This is a genomic window from Luteipulveratus flavus, from assembly GCF_029439465.1.
GTDB lineage: Bacteria > Actinomycetota > Actinomycetes > Actinomycetales > Dermatophilaceae > Luteipulveratus > Luteipulveratus flavus.
The window spans coordinates 180,588-195,257 of sequence record NZ_JAROAV010000008.1 but is presented as its reverse complement, the minus strand read 5'-3'; the positions used below and the strand labels follow the sequence as shown (position 1 = coordinate 195,257).

General features: G+C 72.5%; 15 protein-coding genes. 9 read left to right on the top strand and 6 right to left on the bottom strand.

The window, feature by feature from the left end:
• The first annotated feature begins 8 nt into the window (after positions 1-8).
• Positions 9-245, top strand: coding sequence for a type II toxin-antitoxin system Phd/YefM family antitoxin (locus P4R38_RS02670; RefSeq protein WP_275239821.1), 237 nt, complete (start codon positions 9-11; stop codon positions 243-245).
• A complete protein-coding gene (locus tag P4R38_RS02665) occupies positions 242-622 on the top strand; it encodes a type II toxin-antitoxin system VapC family toxin (RefSeq protein ID WP_275239820.1) in 381 nt (126 codons plus the stop codon). Before P4R38_RS02670 ends, P4R38_RS02665 begins: the two co-directional genes overlap by 4 nt.
• 43 nt (positions 623-665) lie before the next feature.
• On the opposite strand, the gene P4R38_RS02660 is transcribed toward P4R38_RS02665, so the two are convergent.
• Both P4R38_RS02660 and P4R38_RS02655 read right to left on the bottom strand, forming a co-directional pair.
• The gene (locus tag P4R38_RS02660; protein ID WP_277190929.1) at positions 666-1,853 is read right to left on the bottom strand and encodes an FUSC family protein; all 1,188 of its coding nucleotides are present in this window, start codon (positions 1,851-1,853) and stop codon (positions 666-668) included.
• Between the two features lie 9 nt (positions 1,854-1,862).
• Entirely contained in the window at positions 1,863-2,372 is a 510-nt protein-coding gene (locus tag P4R38_RS02655; RefSeq protein ID WP_275239813.1) for a VOC family protein, read from the bottom strand.
• Positions 2,373-2,535: 163 nt separating this feature from the next.
• Here P4R38_RS02655 and P4R38_RS02650 point away from each other — a divergent pair, with 163 nt between their 5' ends.
• Entirely contained in the window at positions 2,536-3,444 is a 909-nt protein-coding gene (locus P4R38_RS02650) for a DUF6801 domain-containing protein (RefSeq protein WP_277190928.1), read from the top strand.
• 71 nt (positions 3,445-3,515) lie between these two features.
• Positions 3,516-3,893, top strand: a complete 378-nt coding sequence (locus tag P4R38_RS02645; protein ID WP_277190927.1) for a hypothetical protein — start codon at positions 3,516-3,518, stop codon at positions 3,891-3,893.
• A 52-nt stretch (positions 3,894-3,945) separates the two neighbouring features.
• On the opposite strand, the gene P4R38_RS02640 is transcribed toward P4R38_RS02645, so the two are convergent.
• Entirely contained in the window at positions 3,946-5,682 is a 1,737-nt protein-coding gene (locus P4R38_RS02640) for an ABC transporter ATP-binding protein (RefSeq protein WP_277190976.1), read from the bottom strand.
• 40 nt (positions 5,683-5,722) lie between these two features.
• Positions 5,723-7,477 (bottom strand): ABC transporter ATP-binding protein, encoded by a 1,755-nt coding sequence (locus tag P4R38_RS02635; RefSeq protein ID WP_277190926.1) that lies wholly within the window; start codon positions 7,475-7,477, stop codon positions 5,723-5,725.
• A 230-nt stretch (positions 7,478-7,707) separates the two neighbouring features.
• Between P4R38_RS02635 and P4R38_RS02630 the strand changes: the two genes are divergently transcribed.
• The 4 genes from P4R38_RS02630 to P4R38_RS02615 all read left to right on the top strand — a co-directional run bounded on the left by P4R38_RS02630 (position 7,708) and on the right by P4R38_RS02615 (position 11,492).
• Complete coding sequence (locus P4R38_RS02630; protein ID WP_277190925.1) at positions 7,708-8,493, top strand: SURF1 family protein; 786 nt, start codon at positions 7,708-7,710, stop codon at positions 8,491-8,493.
• Positions 8,486-8,857: a DUF3817 domain-containing protein gene (locus P4R38_RS02625; RefSeq protein WP_277190924.1), complete on the top strand. Its 372-nt coding sequence runs from the start codon at positions 8,486-8,488 to the stop codon at positions 8,855-8,857. The genes P4R38_RS02630 and P4R38_RS02625 overlap by 8 nt, the downstream gene beginning before the upstream one ends.
• Positions 8,858-8,866: 9 nt before the next feature.
• Entirely contained in the window at positions 8,867-10,444 is a 1,578-nt protein-coding gene (gene guaA / locus P4R38_RS02620) for a glutamine-hydrolyzing GMP synthase (protein ID WP_277190923.1), read from the top strand.
• Positions 10,445-10,637: 193 nt separating this feature from the next.
• Complete coding sequence (locus P4R38_RS02615) at positions 10,638-11,492, top strand: phosphatase PAP2 family protein (RefSeq protein ID WP_275239803.1); 855 nt, start codon at positions 10,638-10,640, stop codon at positions 11,490-11,492.
• Positions 11,493-11,496: 4 nt separating this feature from the next.
• Here P4R38_RS02615 and P4R38_RS02610 read toward each other — a convergent pair whose 3' ends face one another.
• Both P4R38_RS02610 and P4R38_RS02605 read right to left on the bottom strand, forming a co-directional pair.
• Entirely contained in the window at positions 11,497-12,615 is a 1,119-nt protein-coding gene (locus P4R38_RS02610) for a lysylphosphatidylglycerol synthase transmembrane domain-containing protein (protein WP_277190922.1), read from the bottom strand.
• Positions 12,612-13,436 carry a PIG-L deacetylase family protein gene (locus P4R38_RS02605; RefSeq protein WP_277190921.1) on the bottom strand — a complete coding sequence of 275 codons (825 nt, stop codon included), beginning with the start codon at positions 13,434-13,436 and terminating at the stop codon, positions 12,612-12,614. The genes P4R38_RS02610 and P4R38_RS02605 overlap by 4 nt, the downstream gene beginning before the upstream one ends.
• A 34-nt stretch (positions 13,437-13,470) precedes the next feature.
• Between P4R38_RS02605 and P4R38_RS02600 the strand changes: the two genes are divergently transcribed.
• Positions 13,471-14,595 carry a glycosyltransferase family 4 protein gene (locus tag P4R38_RS02600; protein WP_277190920.1) on the top strand — a complete coding sequence of 375 codons (1,125 nt, stop codon included), beginning with the start codon at positions 13,471-13,473 and terminating at the stop codon, positions 14,593-14,595.
• Positions 14,596-14,670: the final 75 nt, after the last annotated feature.

Genomic DNA, 14,670 nt, shown 5'->3' with positions numbered 1-14,670 from the left:
ATGGGTGCATGAGCGCCACCGTGAATGTCCACGAGGCCAAGACCCACTTCTCACGACTGCTGGAGCGGGCTCACGCCGGCGAGGAGATCGTGCTGGCCAAGGCCGGCGAGCCGTACGCGCGGCTGGTCCCGTTGGAGGAGGTCAGACCCCGGCGTCGGCCCGGGGGTCTTACCGGACACCTGGCTGACGCCTTCTTCGAGCCCCTGCCCGAGGAGGAGCTCGAAGCCTGGGACGGACGGTCGTGAGGCTGCTGCTCGACACTCACGCGTTGCTGTGGTGGTTCCTCGACGACGTTCAGCTCCCCGGCTCGTCACGCGCTCTGATCGAGAGCGCCGCCGAGGTTCACGTCAGTGCCGCGAGTGCGTGGGAGATCGCGACGAAACGCAGGATCGGCAAGCTCGACGTCGAGCAAGCGGTGGAACGGTTCGACGACCTCGTCGAGCGCAACGGGTTCGATCACCTGCCGATCAGCCACCGCCATGCTCTCCGGGCGGGCGGTTACGACGTGGCGCACCGGGATCCGTTCGATCGGATGCTCGCCGCTCAGGCCGAGCTCGACGGCCTCGCACTGGTCACCAAGGATCCTGCGTTCGGACGATTCCCGGTGCAGGTGCGCTGGTAGCGGGTCGTGCTCCCGCTGAGGCGGACGGCCCCAGCCCGCTCGCTCAGTCCCCCTGCGGCTTGCGCAGCAGCCGGCCCAGTGTCGAGAGGGCACGTCGTGGAGGACGGTCGGCGCCGAACCAGTCCAGCCCCTTGAGCGTGAGCCGCGAGGCCTGCTGCGGATCGACGCCCGCGAAGGTCAGGACGTCGCTCACCACGACGCGGGTCAGGACCAGGGCGGTGTCCAGCGCCGGCTGCTCCTCCCGCGGGATCTCGTGCACGGTCTGCGGCGTCAGCCGCTCGGTCAGCCGGACCAGCCGGTCGACGGCCTCCTGGCGGGTGCTGCGCTCGCCCGGCCGCTGAGACAAGTCACCGAGGGTGTCCGCGAGCTCGCCGATGTACGGCGCGAGCACTGCGCGTCCCGCCATGCTGGTGGCCACGGCGCCGCGGGTGAGCATCACCGTGCTGTCGCCCAGCAGGTCCAGCTGCTCGGCGTTCTCCTTCTCCTGGACCACCGGGGCGGTCCGCCGACGCCACACCAGGGAGTGCCGCGCCACCCGGGTGCTCGCGCGTCTCACCTGGGCGAGCTCGGACAGCCGGTCGCGGACGGTCCGCAGGGCGTCGAGAGCCTCGGAGGCCAGGTCGTCGTCGTTGTCGGCGAGCGAGCGTGCGGTGAGCCGCATCCCGTCGGCCATCGCAGTCAGGGCGGCGGCCTCGGCACGACGGAGCAGCCGGACCGGCTCGGGGGAGAACAGGATCTGGGTGAACACCAGCGCGACCGCGGCGCCGATCAGCGCGTCCACGACGCGATCGATGCCGCCCTCCACGTTGGGGACCGCGACGGTGAGGATCGCCCCGGCGGCGGCCTGGGCGAGGGTCAGGTTGGTGCCCCCGACGGCTCGCGCGACCGACATGGCGATGAACAGGGCCAGCGCCAGGCTGCCGTAACCCGCACCGAGGACGGCGATGGTCAGCTCACCGACGGCGATGCCGACGAGCACGCCCTCCAGGAGGCGCAGGGCGTTGGTGCCGCGCTCCCCGAACGAGGCGTTCAGGGCCACGACCGCGGCGATGGGCGCGAAGAACGGCTGATGGTGATCCACGACGTGCTCCGCCAGGACCCAGGCGATGGTGGCGGCGGCGGTCTGCTGCAGCAGCGGCCACCACCAGACCGCGAGTCGCTCACCCGCCTCTGAGAAAGCCCGTCGGACGCGTGAGAAGCCGGACCGCCCGCGGTCCTGCTCGCCGGTCACGGAGGTCGCTCAGCTCGCCGGGACGATACCGAAGACCCAGGTCACCCCGAAGCGGTCGGTGAGCATCCCGTACGCCGGCGCCCAGTCCGCCGGGGCCAGCGCCTGGATCACGGTGCCGCCCTCGGAGAGATCGGTCCACAGCGCCCTTGCTTCCTCCAGCGTCTCGCTGGTGAGCAGCACGAAGCACGACTCGTGGTGAGTGAGCCCGTCCGCCCTACCGACCGCACCCGGCAGGCCGGCCGCGGCGAGGCCGCCCCCGGTTGCCCCGAGGACGTCGTACGCGGCCAGGCGGAGGCCGTCGTCGGTGGCGAGCATGCCGAAGGCGATGCGCTCGGCGTCCGGCGAGGTGGGATCGACGGGGGCGAAGACGGCACGCTCGGAGTCCGCGGAATCTTGAGGGACACCGACCTGCCCGTACGTGGCGAGCATCAGCCCGCCGCCGAAGACCGACTGGTAGAAGGTCAGCGCCTGCCGGGCGTCGCCCGTGAAGTTGAGGTGCGTCGTCGCCGTAGCAGCCATGGTCCGCCCCTTGCCGTCGTCGTTGAGAGCACAAGTCTGCTCCTACCCGCGGCCGGCCCCGCGAACCGCGAAGCGCGCCGGTGACGGTTGGCAACGAGGGCTCACGGAGTCCCGTACTATTCGCCCGTCAATCTTCGGTGGGCGCCGCACGCCCGCCGCTTTCATGAGGGGAACCACCTTGCGCACTTTTGCTGCGTCTCGCCGCCTGGGCCGTACGGCAGGAGCACTCGGAGGTGTCGGCCTCGCGCTCGCCGCGACCTGCGCGTTCGCGCCGTCCGCCGGGGCCGCCGAGCTCACCGGCCTGAAGTACCACTGCTCACTGACCGACGAGGACGGCGGCCTGGGCAAGAACTTCAAGGACGACTGGTCGCTGACCATCTCCGCCGAGCTGCCGGCCACCGTCCGCCCGAAGCACGAGGTCGACCCGCTCGACTTCACGGCCAAGATCACCCTGGGCCCCGACGCGCTGCAGTATCTGCGCGACCACAAGATCACGATGCTCGACGCCGGGGGCAGCGTGCACTTCTACACGGTCGGCTCCGACGACCTGATCGCCTTCACCGAGTTCGACGTGCCTACCCCGGTCTCGACCAAGGGAACGGTCACGTTCAAGGGCGAGGGCGAGGGCTTGCCCTTCACACCGAAGAAGACCGGCACGCTCGACGTCACGGTCGGCGAGATGCTGGTCGCGGTCGGCCGGGAGGACGCGCAGGAGGCCGACCTGTTCGTCGCGTGCGAGCCGGTCAAGGGCCAGAACCTCACCCTCGGCACGATCGCGGTGACCAAGGGTGGCGGTCAGCCGTCGCCGACGACGCAGCCGTCCTCCACCACCAAGCCGTCGCCCTCGACCGAGCCGAGTCAGTCCGCGACCGCTGTGCCGACCGGCACCGCGTCGTCCGGTTCGGGCTCGGCCACCGACGAGCCGTCGTCCACGGTCAGCGGCCCGGTCGTCCAGGCCGACCTCGTCGGTGACGACAGCGGGTCCAACGCCGGTGTCGCGCTGGCCGGCCTCGCCGTGCTCGGTGGCGTCGCCGGGGCCGGTGTGCTCGCGCGCCGCAACCTGCGTCGCTGACCCGCACCGACCCGTACGTCCGACGGCCCGGCACCTCGCGCAGGTGCCGGGCCGTCGTGCACCCTGAGGGCATGCGAGCACTCACCGTCGACTCGGCCCTCGAGGCGGGCGGCTGGGACCCGCGCTGTGCCACCGTGCTCGAGGTGCGGACGGGAGCCGACATCGGGCTTGCCCTCATCGACCCCAACGGCGACGGCTCTCAGCTCTACCTCGACACCTACACCCGTGCGGCTGAAGGGGACTGGGTCGCCTCGTTCAGCGGCAGCGCCGGGGACGAGGGTGAGTGGTGGACCGTCACCGCCGTCGCCTGCTGGGGTCACGCCGAGCCCGGGCAGGCCGTCGAGGTCGAATACCTCGGCGACCGGGTCCAGGTGCGCGCGAACGCCGCCGGCTGGTGGCTGTTCGGAGCGCCCCCGGCCGACGACGACACCGTCCCGCGGCGCACCTGAGGCTCCCGCAGCCGCTCTTGCGGCGGCGGTCGCCGTCAGGCAGCGGACGCCGTCAGGCGCGGGCGGCGTCCTCCGAGGGCTCGTCGCGCCACGAGCGCCACAGCGCGGCGTACGCGCCGTCGGTCTCGATCAGCTCGTGGTGCGAGCCGATCTCGCTGATCCGCCCGTCCTCGACGACGGCGACCCGGTCGGCGTCGTGCGCGGTGTGCAGCCGGTGCGCGATCGCGACGATCGTGCGCCCCTCGACCACCGCGTTCAGCGAGCGTTCCAGGTGCCGAGCGGCGCGCGGGTCGAGCAGTGACGTCGCCTCGTCCAGCACGAGCGTGTGCGGGTCCGCCAGCACCAGTCGGGCCAGTGCGAGCTGCTGCGACTGCGCGTCGGTCAGCGTGTGACCGCCCGCGCCGACGGACGTCGTCAGCTGCTCGGGCAGCTCGCTCGCCCACCGGTGCGCGTCGACCGCGTCCAGCGCCGACCACAGCACCTCGTCGGTGGCGTCCGGCCGAGCGAGCAGCAGGTTGTCCCGCAGCGTCCCGACGAACACGTGGTGCTCCTGGGTGACCAGGGCGACCTCGCTGCGCAGGTCGTCCAGGGGGAGGTCGACCAGCGGCACGCCGCCCACGTCGACCCGGCCCTGACGCGGACCGTCGATGCCGGCCATCAGCCGTCCCAGCGTGGACTTGCCCGCGCCGGACGGCCCGACGATGGCGAGGCGTTCGCCGGGCGCGAGGTCGAGGTCGATCCCGCTCAGCACGTCCCGGCCGGCCCGGTAGGCGTAGTGCACGTCCGACGCCGCCATCCGCGCGTCGGTCGGGCGGTCCTCACCGGCCACGCGGTCCGGCGGCACCTCCTCGACGCCGATCACCCGAGCCAGCGACGTCGCGCCGACCTGGATCTCGTCCAGCCAGCTGAGCAGCTCGTCGAACGGGTCGGCGAGCGCCTGCGCGTACAGCACGACGGTCGTCACCTGGCCGAGCGTGGCGTGACCCTCGAAGACCAGCCAGCCACCCCACAGCAGCACGATCGCCGCGGGCGCGAGGATGCCGAGGTCGACCTGCGGGAACCACCGCAGCCGCAGGCCCAGGGTGTAGGACTCCGCGTCGAACATCTCGCGGATGGTGGCGTCGATCCGGCTCTTGCGCCGTCCGCCCAGCCCGAGCGCGTCGATGGTGCGCGCGCCCTCGACCGTCTCGGTGATGACGCCGTTGCCGACCGCGTACGACGCCCGCTCCCGCAGGTACCCGTCCGGGGCGAGCCGCAGGTAGCGCCGGGTCGAGACCACCAGCAGGGGCATGCCGGCCAGTAGCGCGACGGCCACGAGGGGGCTCACCAGGAACGCGGCCACCAGCGTGAGCGCCGATGTCACCACGGCGACGAACAGCGACGGGATGCCGAAGCGCACGACGTACGACAGCGCCTCCACGTCGTTCGTCGTCCGCGCGACCAGGTCTCCGGTGCCGGCGCGCTCGACGGTCGACAGCGGCAGCTCCATCACCCGGGAGACGAAGCGCTCGCGCAGCTGGGCGAAGACGGTTTCGCCCAGCACGAACGACGCCCGCCGCGCGAACCAGGTGAGCACGGTCTGCGCGAGGACCGCCACGGCGAGCAGGAGGCCGACCTGGTTGATCCTGCCCAGCGTCGTGCCCTGGGTGAGGTCGTCCACGAGTCCGCCGAGCAGCCGCGGGGTGGCGAGTGCGGCCAGGGCGGCCAGGCCGTGCAGGCCGACGAGCCGCAGCAGCGACCGCCGGTGCTGTCGCATCAGCCCACCGGTGTGGGCGCGCACGGCGCTCATGTCCGCGATCGGCAGCGTGCGCCGGGTCGCGTCGTGCCGGTCAGTCGTGGCTGTCAACGGTGCTCACCTCTTCCTGGTCCTCCTCGTGCTCTTCTCCCCGGACGACGACCCGGCGGTACGCCGTCGACGTCGCCATCAGCTCCGCGTGCGTCCCGCGGACGAGCTCGCGCCCCTCGACGAGCAGGACGACCACGTCCGCCTGGTCGAGCACGAGCGGGCTGGCCGTCATGACGACCGTCGTGCGGCCGCGCCGCGAGTCGGCCAGGCGGCCGGCGATGCGTGCCTCGGTGTGCGCGTCCACGGCGCTGGTCGGCTCGACCAGCACGAGCGTCTCCGCCTTCGTCAGCAGCGCTCGGGCCAAGGCCAGCCGCTGGCGCTGCCCGCCGGAGAAGGAACGGCCACGCTCCTCGACCTCGGCGTCGAGGCCGCCGTCGAGGGCGTCCAGCACATCGGCGGCGCTCGCCACCTCCAGCGCGGCGAGCAGCTCGGTGTCGCTCGCGGTGCCCTGCGGGTCGATCTCGCCCCGCAGGGTGCCGGTGAACAGCCGCGGGTCGGTCTCGGAGACGACCACGCGGGAACGCAGCTGCGCGAGCGGTACGTCCGCGACGGGCGTACCGCCGAAGGTCACGTCGGTGGAGGTCGTCCCGAACCGGCCCAGCCGGTCGGCCAGCGCCGCGGAGTCCTCCGGACGGGCCGACACGACCGCGGTCAGCCGGCCGGGCTCGACGGTCAGACCGGACGTCGGGTCGACCAGCGGCTGCGGGCCGGCCGGTAGATCGATGACCGTGTCGGCGTCGACCGTGTCGCTGCGGACTTGGAGCACGGCGATGATCTTGCGCGAGGCGACCAGCGACCGGATCACCTTGTCCGTCATCTCGGTCGCGGTGCGCAGCGGCATGACCAGGAACGCGGCGTACCCGTAGAACGCGACCAGCTGGCCCGGCGTGATCGACCCGTCGTGCACCGACCGCGCCCCGAGCCAGGTCACCACGAGCATGAAGAGGCCCGGCAGCAGCACCTGGGCGGCGTCCAGCGTCGACTGCAGGCCGGCCACCCGGACGCCGGTGGTCCGGACGCGCTGGGACTGCTCCTCGTACCGACGCAGGAAGGTCTGCTCGCCGCCGATGCCGCGCAGCACGCGCAGGCCGGCGACGGTGTCGGCACCCAGCTCGGTGAGTCGCCCGCTCTCCTCTCGCTGGGCGGCCTGCCGCTTCTGCAGCGGCTTCATCACGACGGTGAGCGTCGCGAGCAGGATCGGCACGCCGAGCAGGACGACCAGCCCCAGGCGTACGGACGAGGTCAGCAGCAGGATCGCCACGACGACGTAGGAGACGATCGCGCCGACGAACCGGGCGAAAGTGTCGTACGAGGCCCCGAGCCGCATCGCGTCCGACGCCACGCTGGCGACGACCTGGCCGGTCGGCATGGTCCGGGGGAGTGCGCTGCCGGTGCTCGCCGCGTGCCAGCCGATCAGCTGGACGGCCCGGAACGCGGCGCGCAACCAGTTCTCCACCGCGAACCGGTGCCGGATCGCCCCGGAGCCGGCGGAGACGACCGCCAGGGCGAGGACGACGCCGGCCCACAGCCACAGCCGACCGGTGTCGTGCGCCCGGATGCCGTCGTCGATGGCGCGGCTGACCGCTGCCGGGACGAGCGCCTGCGACAGCATCCAGGTGATGCCGCAGACGACGCCGAGGGAGAGCGAGCGCACCTGGCCGCGGGCCACCCAGAGCATGAAGCGGGCTGGTCCGCGCAGGTCCGGAGTGCCGGGATCGGCGTAGGGAAGAGGCTGCACGGCGATCCACGCTAGGCCCGGAAACCCGCATGAATAAACCCATTTTCGCCTTCGCCGGTCGAGCAGGGGCGGCGGTCCCACCGCTGGGTCGAGGAGGGGCGAACGAAGTGATGCCGCGTATCGAGACCTGGTGACCGCGCGCGGCTGGTCTCGATACGGCTCGCCCTTGGGGGCTCGCCTACTCGACCGGCGGGATGGGTCTCCCACCTGGGCGACCTACTCTGGAGGACGTGCTGCAGACCGCTCTTCGCCCGCGCAACCTCGCGCTGCTCGCGCTCGCGGTCGTCGCGGCGGTCGTGTTCGTGCTGCTGGGCCGCTGGCAGTGGGGCGTCGCCGGCGACGACGCGCGCGCCGAGGCGCTGCGCCAGGGTCAGCAGCGGCCGGTCGTCGCGCTCACCGACTATCTCCAGCCGCACGCCCCGTTCCCGAACAACGGCTCGCTGCAGCGGGTGCGTGCCACCGGGACGTACGACACCGCGCACCAGGTGCTCGTCGCAGACCGCCGCCTGGACGGCCGCGCCGGCCTCTGGGTCGTCACGCCGCTCGTCGTGGACGGCACCGGCGCGCGCCTGGCCGTGCTCCGCGGGTTCGTGACCTCGCCCGAGCAGGCGACCGCGCCGCTGGTCCGCCGTACGACCGTGGTCGGGGCACTCGCGCCGAGCGAGTCACCGGCCGAGGGCACCGGCTACCCGTCCGGGCAGATCGGCTCCGTCGACATCGGCGCGCTGATCAACGTCTGGGGCGGCGAGGCGTACAACGCGTTCGTGTTCGGGATCAGCGAGCAGCCGTCGGCGACGCCCGCGTCCATCACGAAGGTGCCGCCGCCGAAGCCCGAGGTCGGCCACCGCGACTGGCGCAACGTCGGGTACGCCTTCCAGTGGTGGGCGTTCGCGGCGTTCGCGCTGTACTTCTGGTGGCGCAGCGTCCAGGAGGACCGCCGTGACGAGCTCGGCCGGGGCCGGGCGCATGATGGACCCGCACCCGACCCGATCACGCAGAAGGACCTCCATGTCTGACCCCGCTCCGCAGCCCGCCGCCCGCATCGACGTCGGCAAGGCGCGTACCCGGCTGACCTTCTTCAAGGTGATGGCGTTCGTCGTCGGCATCGGTCTGCTCGTGCTGTGCCTGGAGATGGTGCTGCACTACGGCTTCGACAACAACGCCCTCGACTGGTGGCCGCAGCCGCACGGGTTCATCTTCATCGTCTACGTGCTGGCGACGGTGCTGCTCGGGTTCGAGCTGCGCTGGCCGCTCGGTCGTACGTTGCTGGTCGTGCTCGCGGGGTGCGTCCCGTTCCTGTCGTTCTGGGTCGAGCGCAGGGTCTCGCGCGAGTCCGAGGCCACCCTGGCGGGCGCGGGGACGCAGCTGCCCGCCCGGTAACCTTGGGGGGTGACTGATGCCCTCCAGGACCACCCCGTCCTCGTCGTCGACTTCGGCGCGCAGTACGCCCAGCTGATCGCCCGCCGGGTGCGTGAGGCGTCGCTCTACAGCGAGGTCGTCCCGCACACGATGCCGGTCGAGGAGATGCTCGCCAAGCAGCCGCAGGCGGTCGTGCTGTCCGGCGGCCCGTCGTCGGTGTACGCCGACGAGGCGCCCGCGCTCGACGCCGCGCTGCTGGAGGCCGGCGTCCCCGTCTTCGGCATCTGCTACGGGTTCCAGGCGATGGTCACCGCGCTCGGCGGCACGGTCGAGCGGACCGGTCTGCGCGAGTACGGCGCGACCCGGGCGAGCGTGCGCGACACCACCTCGACCCTGTTCAACGGCCAGCCGGACGAGCAGTCGGTGTGGATGTCGCACGGCGACTCCGTCAGCGAGGCTCCGGAGGGCATGCGCGTCACGGCGACCACCCCGGGTGCGGAGGTCGCGGCGTTCGAGGACGACGAGCGCAAGCTGTACGGCGTCCAGTGGCACCCCGAGGTGCTGCACTCCACCTTCGGCCAGCGCGTCCTGGAGAACTTCCTGCTGCGCGGCGCCGGGCTCGAGGCGTCCTGGACCCCGGCCAACATGGCCGAGGAGCTCGTCGAGCAGGTGCGCGAGCAGGTCGGTGAGTCCCGGGCGATCTGCGCGATGTCCGGCGGCGTCGACTCCTCGGTCGCGGCCGCCCTGGTGCACAAGGCCATCGGCGACCGGCTGACCTGCGTGTTCGTCGACCACGGCCTGCTGCGGGAGGGCGAGGCCGAGCAGGTCGAGAAGGACTTCGTCGCCGCGACCGGTGTCGACCTGGTCGTGGTCGACGCGAAGGAGCGCTACCTGGAGGCGCTCGCCGGGGTGTCCGACCCCGAGGAGAAGCGCAAGATCATCGGGCGCGAGTTCATCCGCGTCTTCGAGCAGGCGGCGCGCGACATCGTCCACGATCGCGGCGACAACGAGCACCCGGTCGAGTTCCTCGTCCAGGGCACGCTCTACCCCGACGTCGTCGAGTCCGGCGGCGGCACGGGCGCGGCCAACATCAAGTCCCACCACAACGTCGGCGGCCTCCCCGAGGACCTGCAGTTCTCGCTGGTCGAGCCGCTGAAGGCGCTGTTCAAGGACGAGGTACGCCAGGTCGGCCTCGAGCTGGGCGTCCCCGAGGGCATCGTGTGGCGCCAGCCGTTCCCCGGCCCCGGCCTCGGCATCCGCATCGTCGGCGAGGTCACCGCCGAGCGCCTCGACGTGCTGCGCGCGGCCGACAAGATCGTCCGCGAGGAGCTCACCCTCGCCGAGCTGGACCGTGAGATCTGGCAGTGCCCGGTCGTGCTGCTCGCCGATGTCCGCTCGGTCGGTGTCCAGGGCGACGGTCGCACGTACGGTCACCCGATCGTGCTGCGCCCGGTCTCCTCCGAGGACGCGATGACCGCCGACTGGACCCGCCTGCCGTACGAGGTGCTGGCCAAGATCTCCGGGCGCATCACCAACGAGGTCCCCGAGGTCAACCGCGTCGTGCTGGACGTGACGAGCAAGCCCCCGGGCACCATCGAGTGGGAGTGACCACGGTCTCCTGAGCCGAGCGCACAGCGCCGCCCTCCTCGGCACTAGTTGATGGATCGCACACGCATGCGTGTGCGATCCATCAACTTTTGCCGGTGTCCGCTCGTGCCGGTGGTCGCCGCGGCGGAGCGTCGATGCCAGGTGCACAGGCGACACTCAGGAGACGCTCAAACCGGTCGCCCACACTGGCCTCGTGACCGCTCCGACCACCCGCCCCGCGACCCAGCGCCTCGCCGCCGGGTCGACCGGTGCTGCGCGCTCGCTCGCGGCGCCTGTCGCGATGGTCGTGGTCGGCGTCGCGGTGATCGTGGCGTGCGCGTCCTTCGGCCTGCGCTCCGAGCAGGGCATCCGGCTGGACGACCGGATGATGCGCTCGGTCGGTTCGTCCGCCGAGGCGTGGATGAAGATGGTCGACGTCCTGACATCGGTGACCGTGGCGTCCGTCGCCGTGTGCCTCATCGGGTGCGCCACTGTCGCGCTGCTGCGCGGTCGGGTCGCACTGGCGGCGTCGGCAGCCGTCCTGATCGTCGGGAGCAACGTCACGACCCAGGTCCTGAAGTACCAGGTCTTCGAGCGCACCGATCATGTCGCGAACAGCTCTCCGAGCGGCCACACCACCGTCTCGCTGTCGATCGCGGTCGCGGCCGTGCTCGTGGCCCCGGCGGTGTGGCGCTGGCTGGTGGTGCCGCTCGCGGGGTTCGTCGCGACCTTCGTCGCCGCCGGCACGATCGTCGGCCAGTGGCACCGCCCGTCCGACGTCGTCGCCGCTGTCGGTGTCGTCCTGGCCTGGACTGGCGCCGCCCTCGCCGTCGTCACCCTCGCCCAGCGGCGTCGTCGGCCGCGGGTCCCGGACGCGCCCGCCGCCCGCTCCTGGCTGGCTCTCGTGGGTTCGGCTCTGGTCGGGCTGGTGTTCGTCGCCTGGGGCGTGCGACCCGGCGAGGGCGACGTGAACGTCGGCCTGGCCGTCGTCGCGCTCGGGTCCATCGGCGTCGCCATCTCGGTTGCGATCGCCTGGGCGGCCTCGTACGCCGACCGTCGCCTCGCCTGAGCGGCTAGTCGGGGGGTGTGACCTTCGGGGTGAGGGTCCAGCCGAGCCAGCCGAGCGCACCGAGCGGCACCTCGGAGATGTGCGTGAAGATCGCGAACAGCAGCACGCCCGCCGCGGCGGCCGGCTTGTCGGCCCCCCACGCCACCAGCACGGTGAGCGTGCCCGCCTCGGTGATGCCGAGCCCGCCCGGCGTCACACCGACCGCGGTGAGCAGCCGGCCGATGGCGTACGCGGCGAACAGCTTGGGCGTCGGGATGTCGACGCCGACGGCAGCCATGGTCCGCCAGAACAGCACGAAGTAGATCCCCAGGAACCCGGTCACGCCGACCGTCATCGGCAGCCAGCCGGTCTTGGTCACGCTCGCCAGCCGGGAGCGCTGGTCCTGCAGGAGGGCCCTGAGGTCGACGCGCTCGCCCTTGTGAGGACCACGCCGCAGCCGGGCGATCCAGTGCCCGATGTGCCGGTCGAGGAACTCCCCGAGCCGCCCGGCCCACCGCTCGCTCACGACCATCGCGATGAACGCCAGCAGCACCAGCAGGCCGCCGAGCCCGCCGAACAGAGCACCGCGGCGGACCGCCTTGGGCAGGGCGGTCTCATCGAGCGCGAGCATCGCGATGCCGAGGAAGGGCAGGCCGACCCGGGCGAGGACGTTCCAGACGCCGCTCACGATCACCGATGTCGAGATCGCCAGCCGCGAGAACCCCCAGCTGCGCGCGAACAGGTAGGTGACCCCGACGCCGGCGGCGCCACCACCGGGCAGGAGGTTGCCGACCGCGGAGCCCGCGACGTTCATCATCAGGGCCTTGCCGTGGGTCAGCCCGGGCAGCGAGCCGGTCAGCGTGAAGGTGTACAGCCACAGCCCGAGCGCCATCAGCCCGAACAGCTCCAGCGTCACCATCCAGCCGACCCGCTGCAGGTGGTGCCCGATCTGCCCCCAGGTGGTCTCGGCGAAGTGCGGCAGCCCCCAGGCGATGATCGCGACCGCCAGCGAGAGGCCGAGCACGGCGTGCAGCGTCGTCCGCAGGCTCGGCCGCGGCAGGGTCGGCGCGTCCTCCGGGCTCGCCTGCAGGCGCGTCGCCCCGGCCTGTCCCGCTTGACCGGCGTCGTCGGTGGACTCGTTCATCGCGACTCGGCCAGCCCCTCGAAGACGTCCCGCCGCACCGGCCCGTGGTGGGCCGGGTCGACGTACCACTCACGCCCGAACACCAGGTCGTACACCGGACGGGGGATCTTCAGGAACATCCCGAGCGTACGGTCGGCGCCGTCGTCGGCCGACGCCTGCGACGCATGGGCTCGCATCGACGCCCGCTTGGCGCGGATGTGCCGGCGGACCGAGATGCGGTGGGTGATGTCGGCGCGGGCGCTGAACGAGCGCTTGAACGCGTCCTGGTCGAAGTCCGCAGGGAAGCGGTACACCTTCGCGACGAGGTCGAGCGCCCGGACGATGAGGTCGCGCGGGACGGTCGCCTGCAGGACGCGTGGCGTCGCCGCCAGCTCCGCGGCCCGGGCGCCGACGCGGTGGACCTGCACGTGGTCGCGGTGCCCGTACCCGCCGTTCGCGTCGTACGTCAGCAGGACGTCGGCATGCTCCTCCTGCAGGATCGCCGCGAGCCGACCGGCGGCCTCCTCGACCGGCGCCCGGACGAACCGGGTCCGGCCGGGCGGGTCGTCGTACAGGACGGGGCCGAGCCCGCTGTCGGCGTACCCGAGGTGCTCCACCCGCGCGACGCCGAGCGCAGCAGCGCTGACCGCGAGCTCGTCCAGGCGCCGCGAACCCAGGGAGGAGCCCGAGCCGTACGACGACGCGGCGAGCCCCAGGTCGCCGTCCGTGGCGACGACGAGGACGACCCGGTGTCCCTCGGCGGCGGCGCGTGCCATCGTGCCTGAGGTGAGCAGGGCCTCGTCGTCGGGATGGGCGTGGAAGGCGACCAGCGTGTGCGGCATCAGGGCCATCCTGACGCATGACAAGGTGTAGCCCGTGAAGGTGGCCCTGCTCTCCGACTGCTACCTGCCGCGTCTGGGCGGCATCGAGGTGCAGGTCCACGACCTCGCGCGCCATCTGCGGGAGGCTGGGCACGAGGTGGAGGCGTTCACGGCCACGCGGTCCGCGTCGGGCCAGCGCCAGGTCACCGAGGTGATCGACGGCGTCCCCGTGCACCGGCTCGCCATCCCGCTGCCGGGCGACCTGCCGGTCAACCCGTTCGCCCCGCCGGAGCTGCGGCGCCGCCTGCGGTCGGGCGGGTTCGACGCCGCCCACGTGCACATGGGCGTGGTCAGCCCGTTCGGGATGGACAGCGTCCGCGTGCTGCTCGGGCTCGGTCTGCCGACCGCGGTCACCTGGCACTGCGTGCTCGCCTGGGCGGCGCCGGCCGTGCGCACCCTCGGGTACGTCGGGCGCTGGTCGCGACGCGGTGTCGCGCTGTCCGCGGTGTCGGCCGTGGCCGCTGAGCCACTGCACCGGATGGTCGGCCCGGACGTGCCGGTCACCGTCCTGCCCAACGGGATCGACGTCCGTCGGTGGACACCCGTCGACCGCGAGCCGAACGACGTCGTCAGGGTCGTCACGGCGATGCGCCTGGCCGCGCGCAAGCGTCCCGTGCAGCTGCTCGAGGTGATGCATCGTGCGCGGGAGCTCGCGGCCGGTGTCGACCTGCGGCTGGAGGTTCTCGGGGAGGGACCGCAGCGTGGAGGGATGGAGCGCTGGGTCGCCGAGCACGACGCCGCCGGCTGGGTGAACCTGCCCGGCCGTCTGCCCCGCGAGCACCTGCACGACGAGTACGTCCGCTCCGACCTGTACATCGCCCCGGCCGAGCTCGAGGCGTTCGGCATCGCCGCGCTCGAGGCCCGCACGACCGGGCTGCCTGTCGTCGGTCCGAAGCGCAGCGGCATCAGCGAGTTCGTCCAGGACGGCGTGAACGGGCTGCTGGTCGACGACGACAGCGAGATGGCCGGTGCCATCGCCCGGCTCGCCCGGGAGGCGGCCCTGCGGGAGCGGATGCGGGCGCACAACGTGCACACGCAGCCTGACCAGGCGTGGCCGACCGTGGTCGAGCAGACGATCGCGCTGTACGAGCGGGCGGAGCGTCACGCCGCCGCGCGCTGAGCTCTCTGCGGCGCGTCGTGCGCGCCGCGCAGGATCCTCGCCCAGGACCCCGGGAACCCGCCAGTGCCGCTAGCA

Bases quoted from the DNA above. Each gene is read 5' to 3' on its own strand.
- P4R38_RS02670 (WP_275239821.1), top strand. From the start codon at position 9: ATGAGCGCCACCGTGAATGTCCACGAGGCCAAGACCCACTTCTCACGA.
- P4R38_RS02605 (WP_277190921.1), bottom strand. From the start codon at position 13,436: ATGCCGCACACGCTGGTCGCCTTCCACGCCCATCCCGACGACGAGGCC.
- P4R38_RS02650 (WP_277190928.1), top strand. From the start codon at position 2,536: ATGAGGGGAACCACCTTGCGCACTTTTGCTGCGTCTCGCCGCCTGGGC.
- P4R38_RS02640 (WP_277190976.1), bottom strand. From the start codon at position 5,682: ATGAGCGCCGTGCGCGCCCACACCGGTGGGCTGATGCGACAGCACCGG.
- P4R38_RS02655 (WP_275239813.1), bottom strand. From the start codon at position 2,372: ATGGCTGCTACGGCGACGACGCACCTCAACTTCACGGGCGACGCCCGG.
- P4R38_RS02610 (WP_277190922.1), bottom strand. From the start codon at position 12,615: ATGAACGAGTCCACCGACGACGCCGGTCAAGCGGGACAGGCCGGGGCG.
- P4R38_RS02645 (WP_277190927.1), top strand. From the start codon at position 3,516: ATGCGAGCACTCACCGTCGACTCGGCCCTCGAGGCGGGCGGCTGGGAC.
- P4R38_RS02625 (WP_277190924.1), top strand. From the start codon at position 8,486: ATGTCTGACCCCGCTCCGCAGCCCGCCGCCCGCATCGACGTCGGCAAG.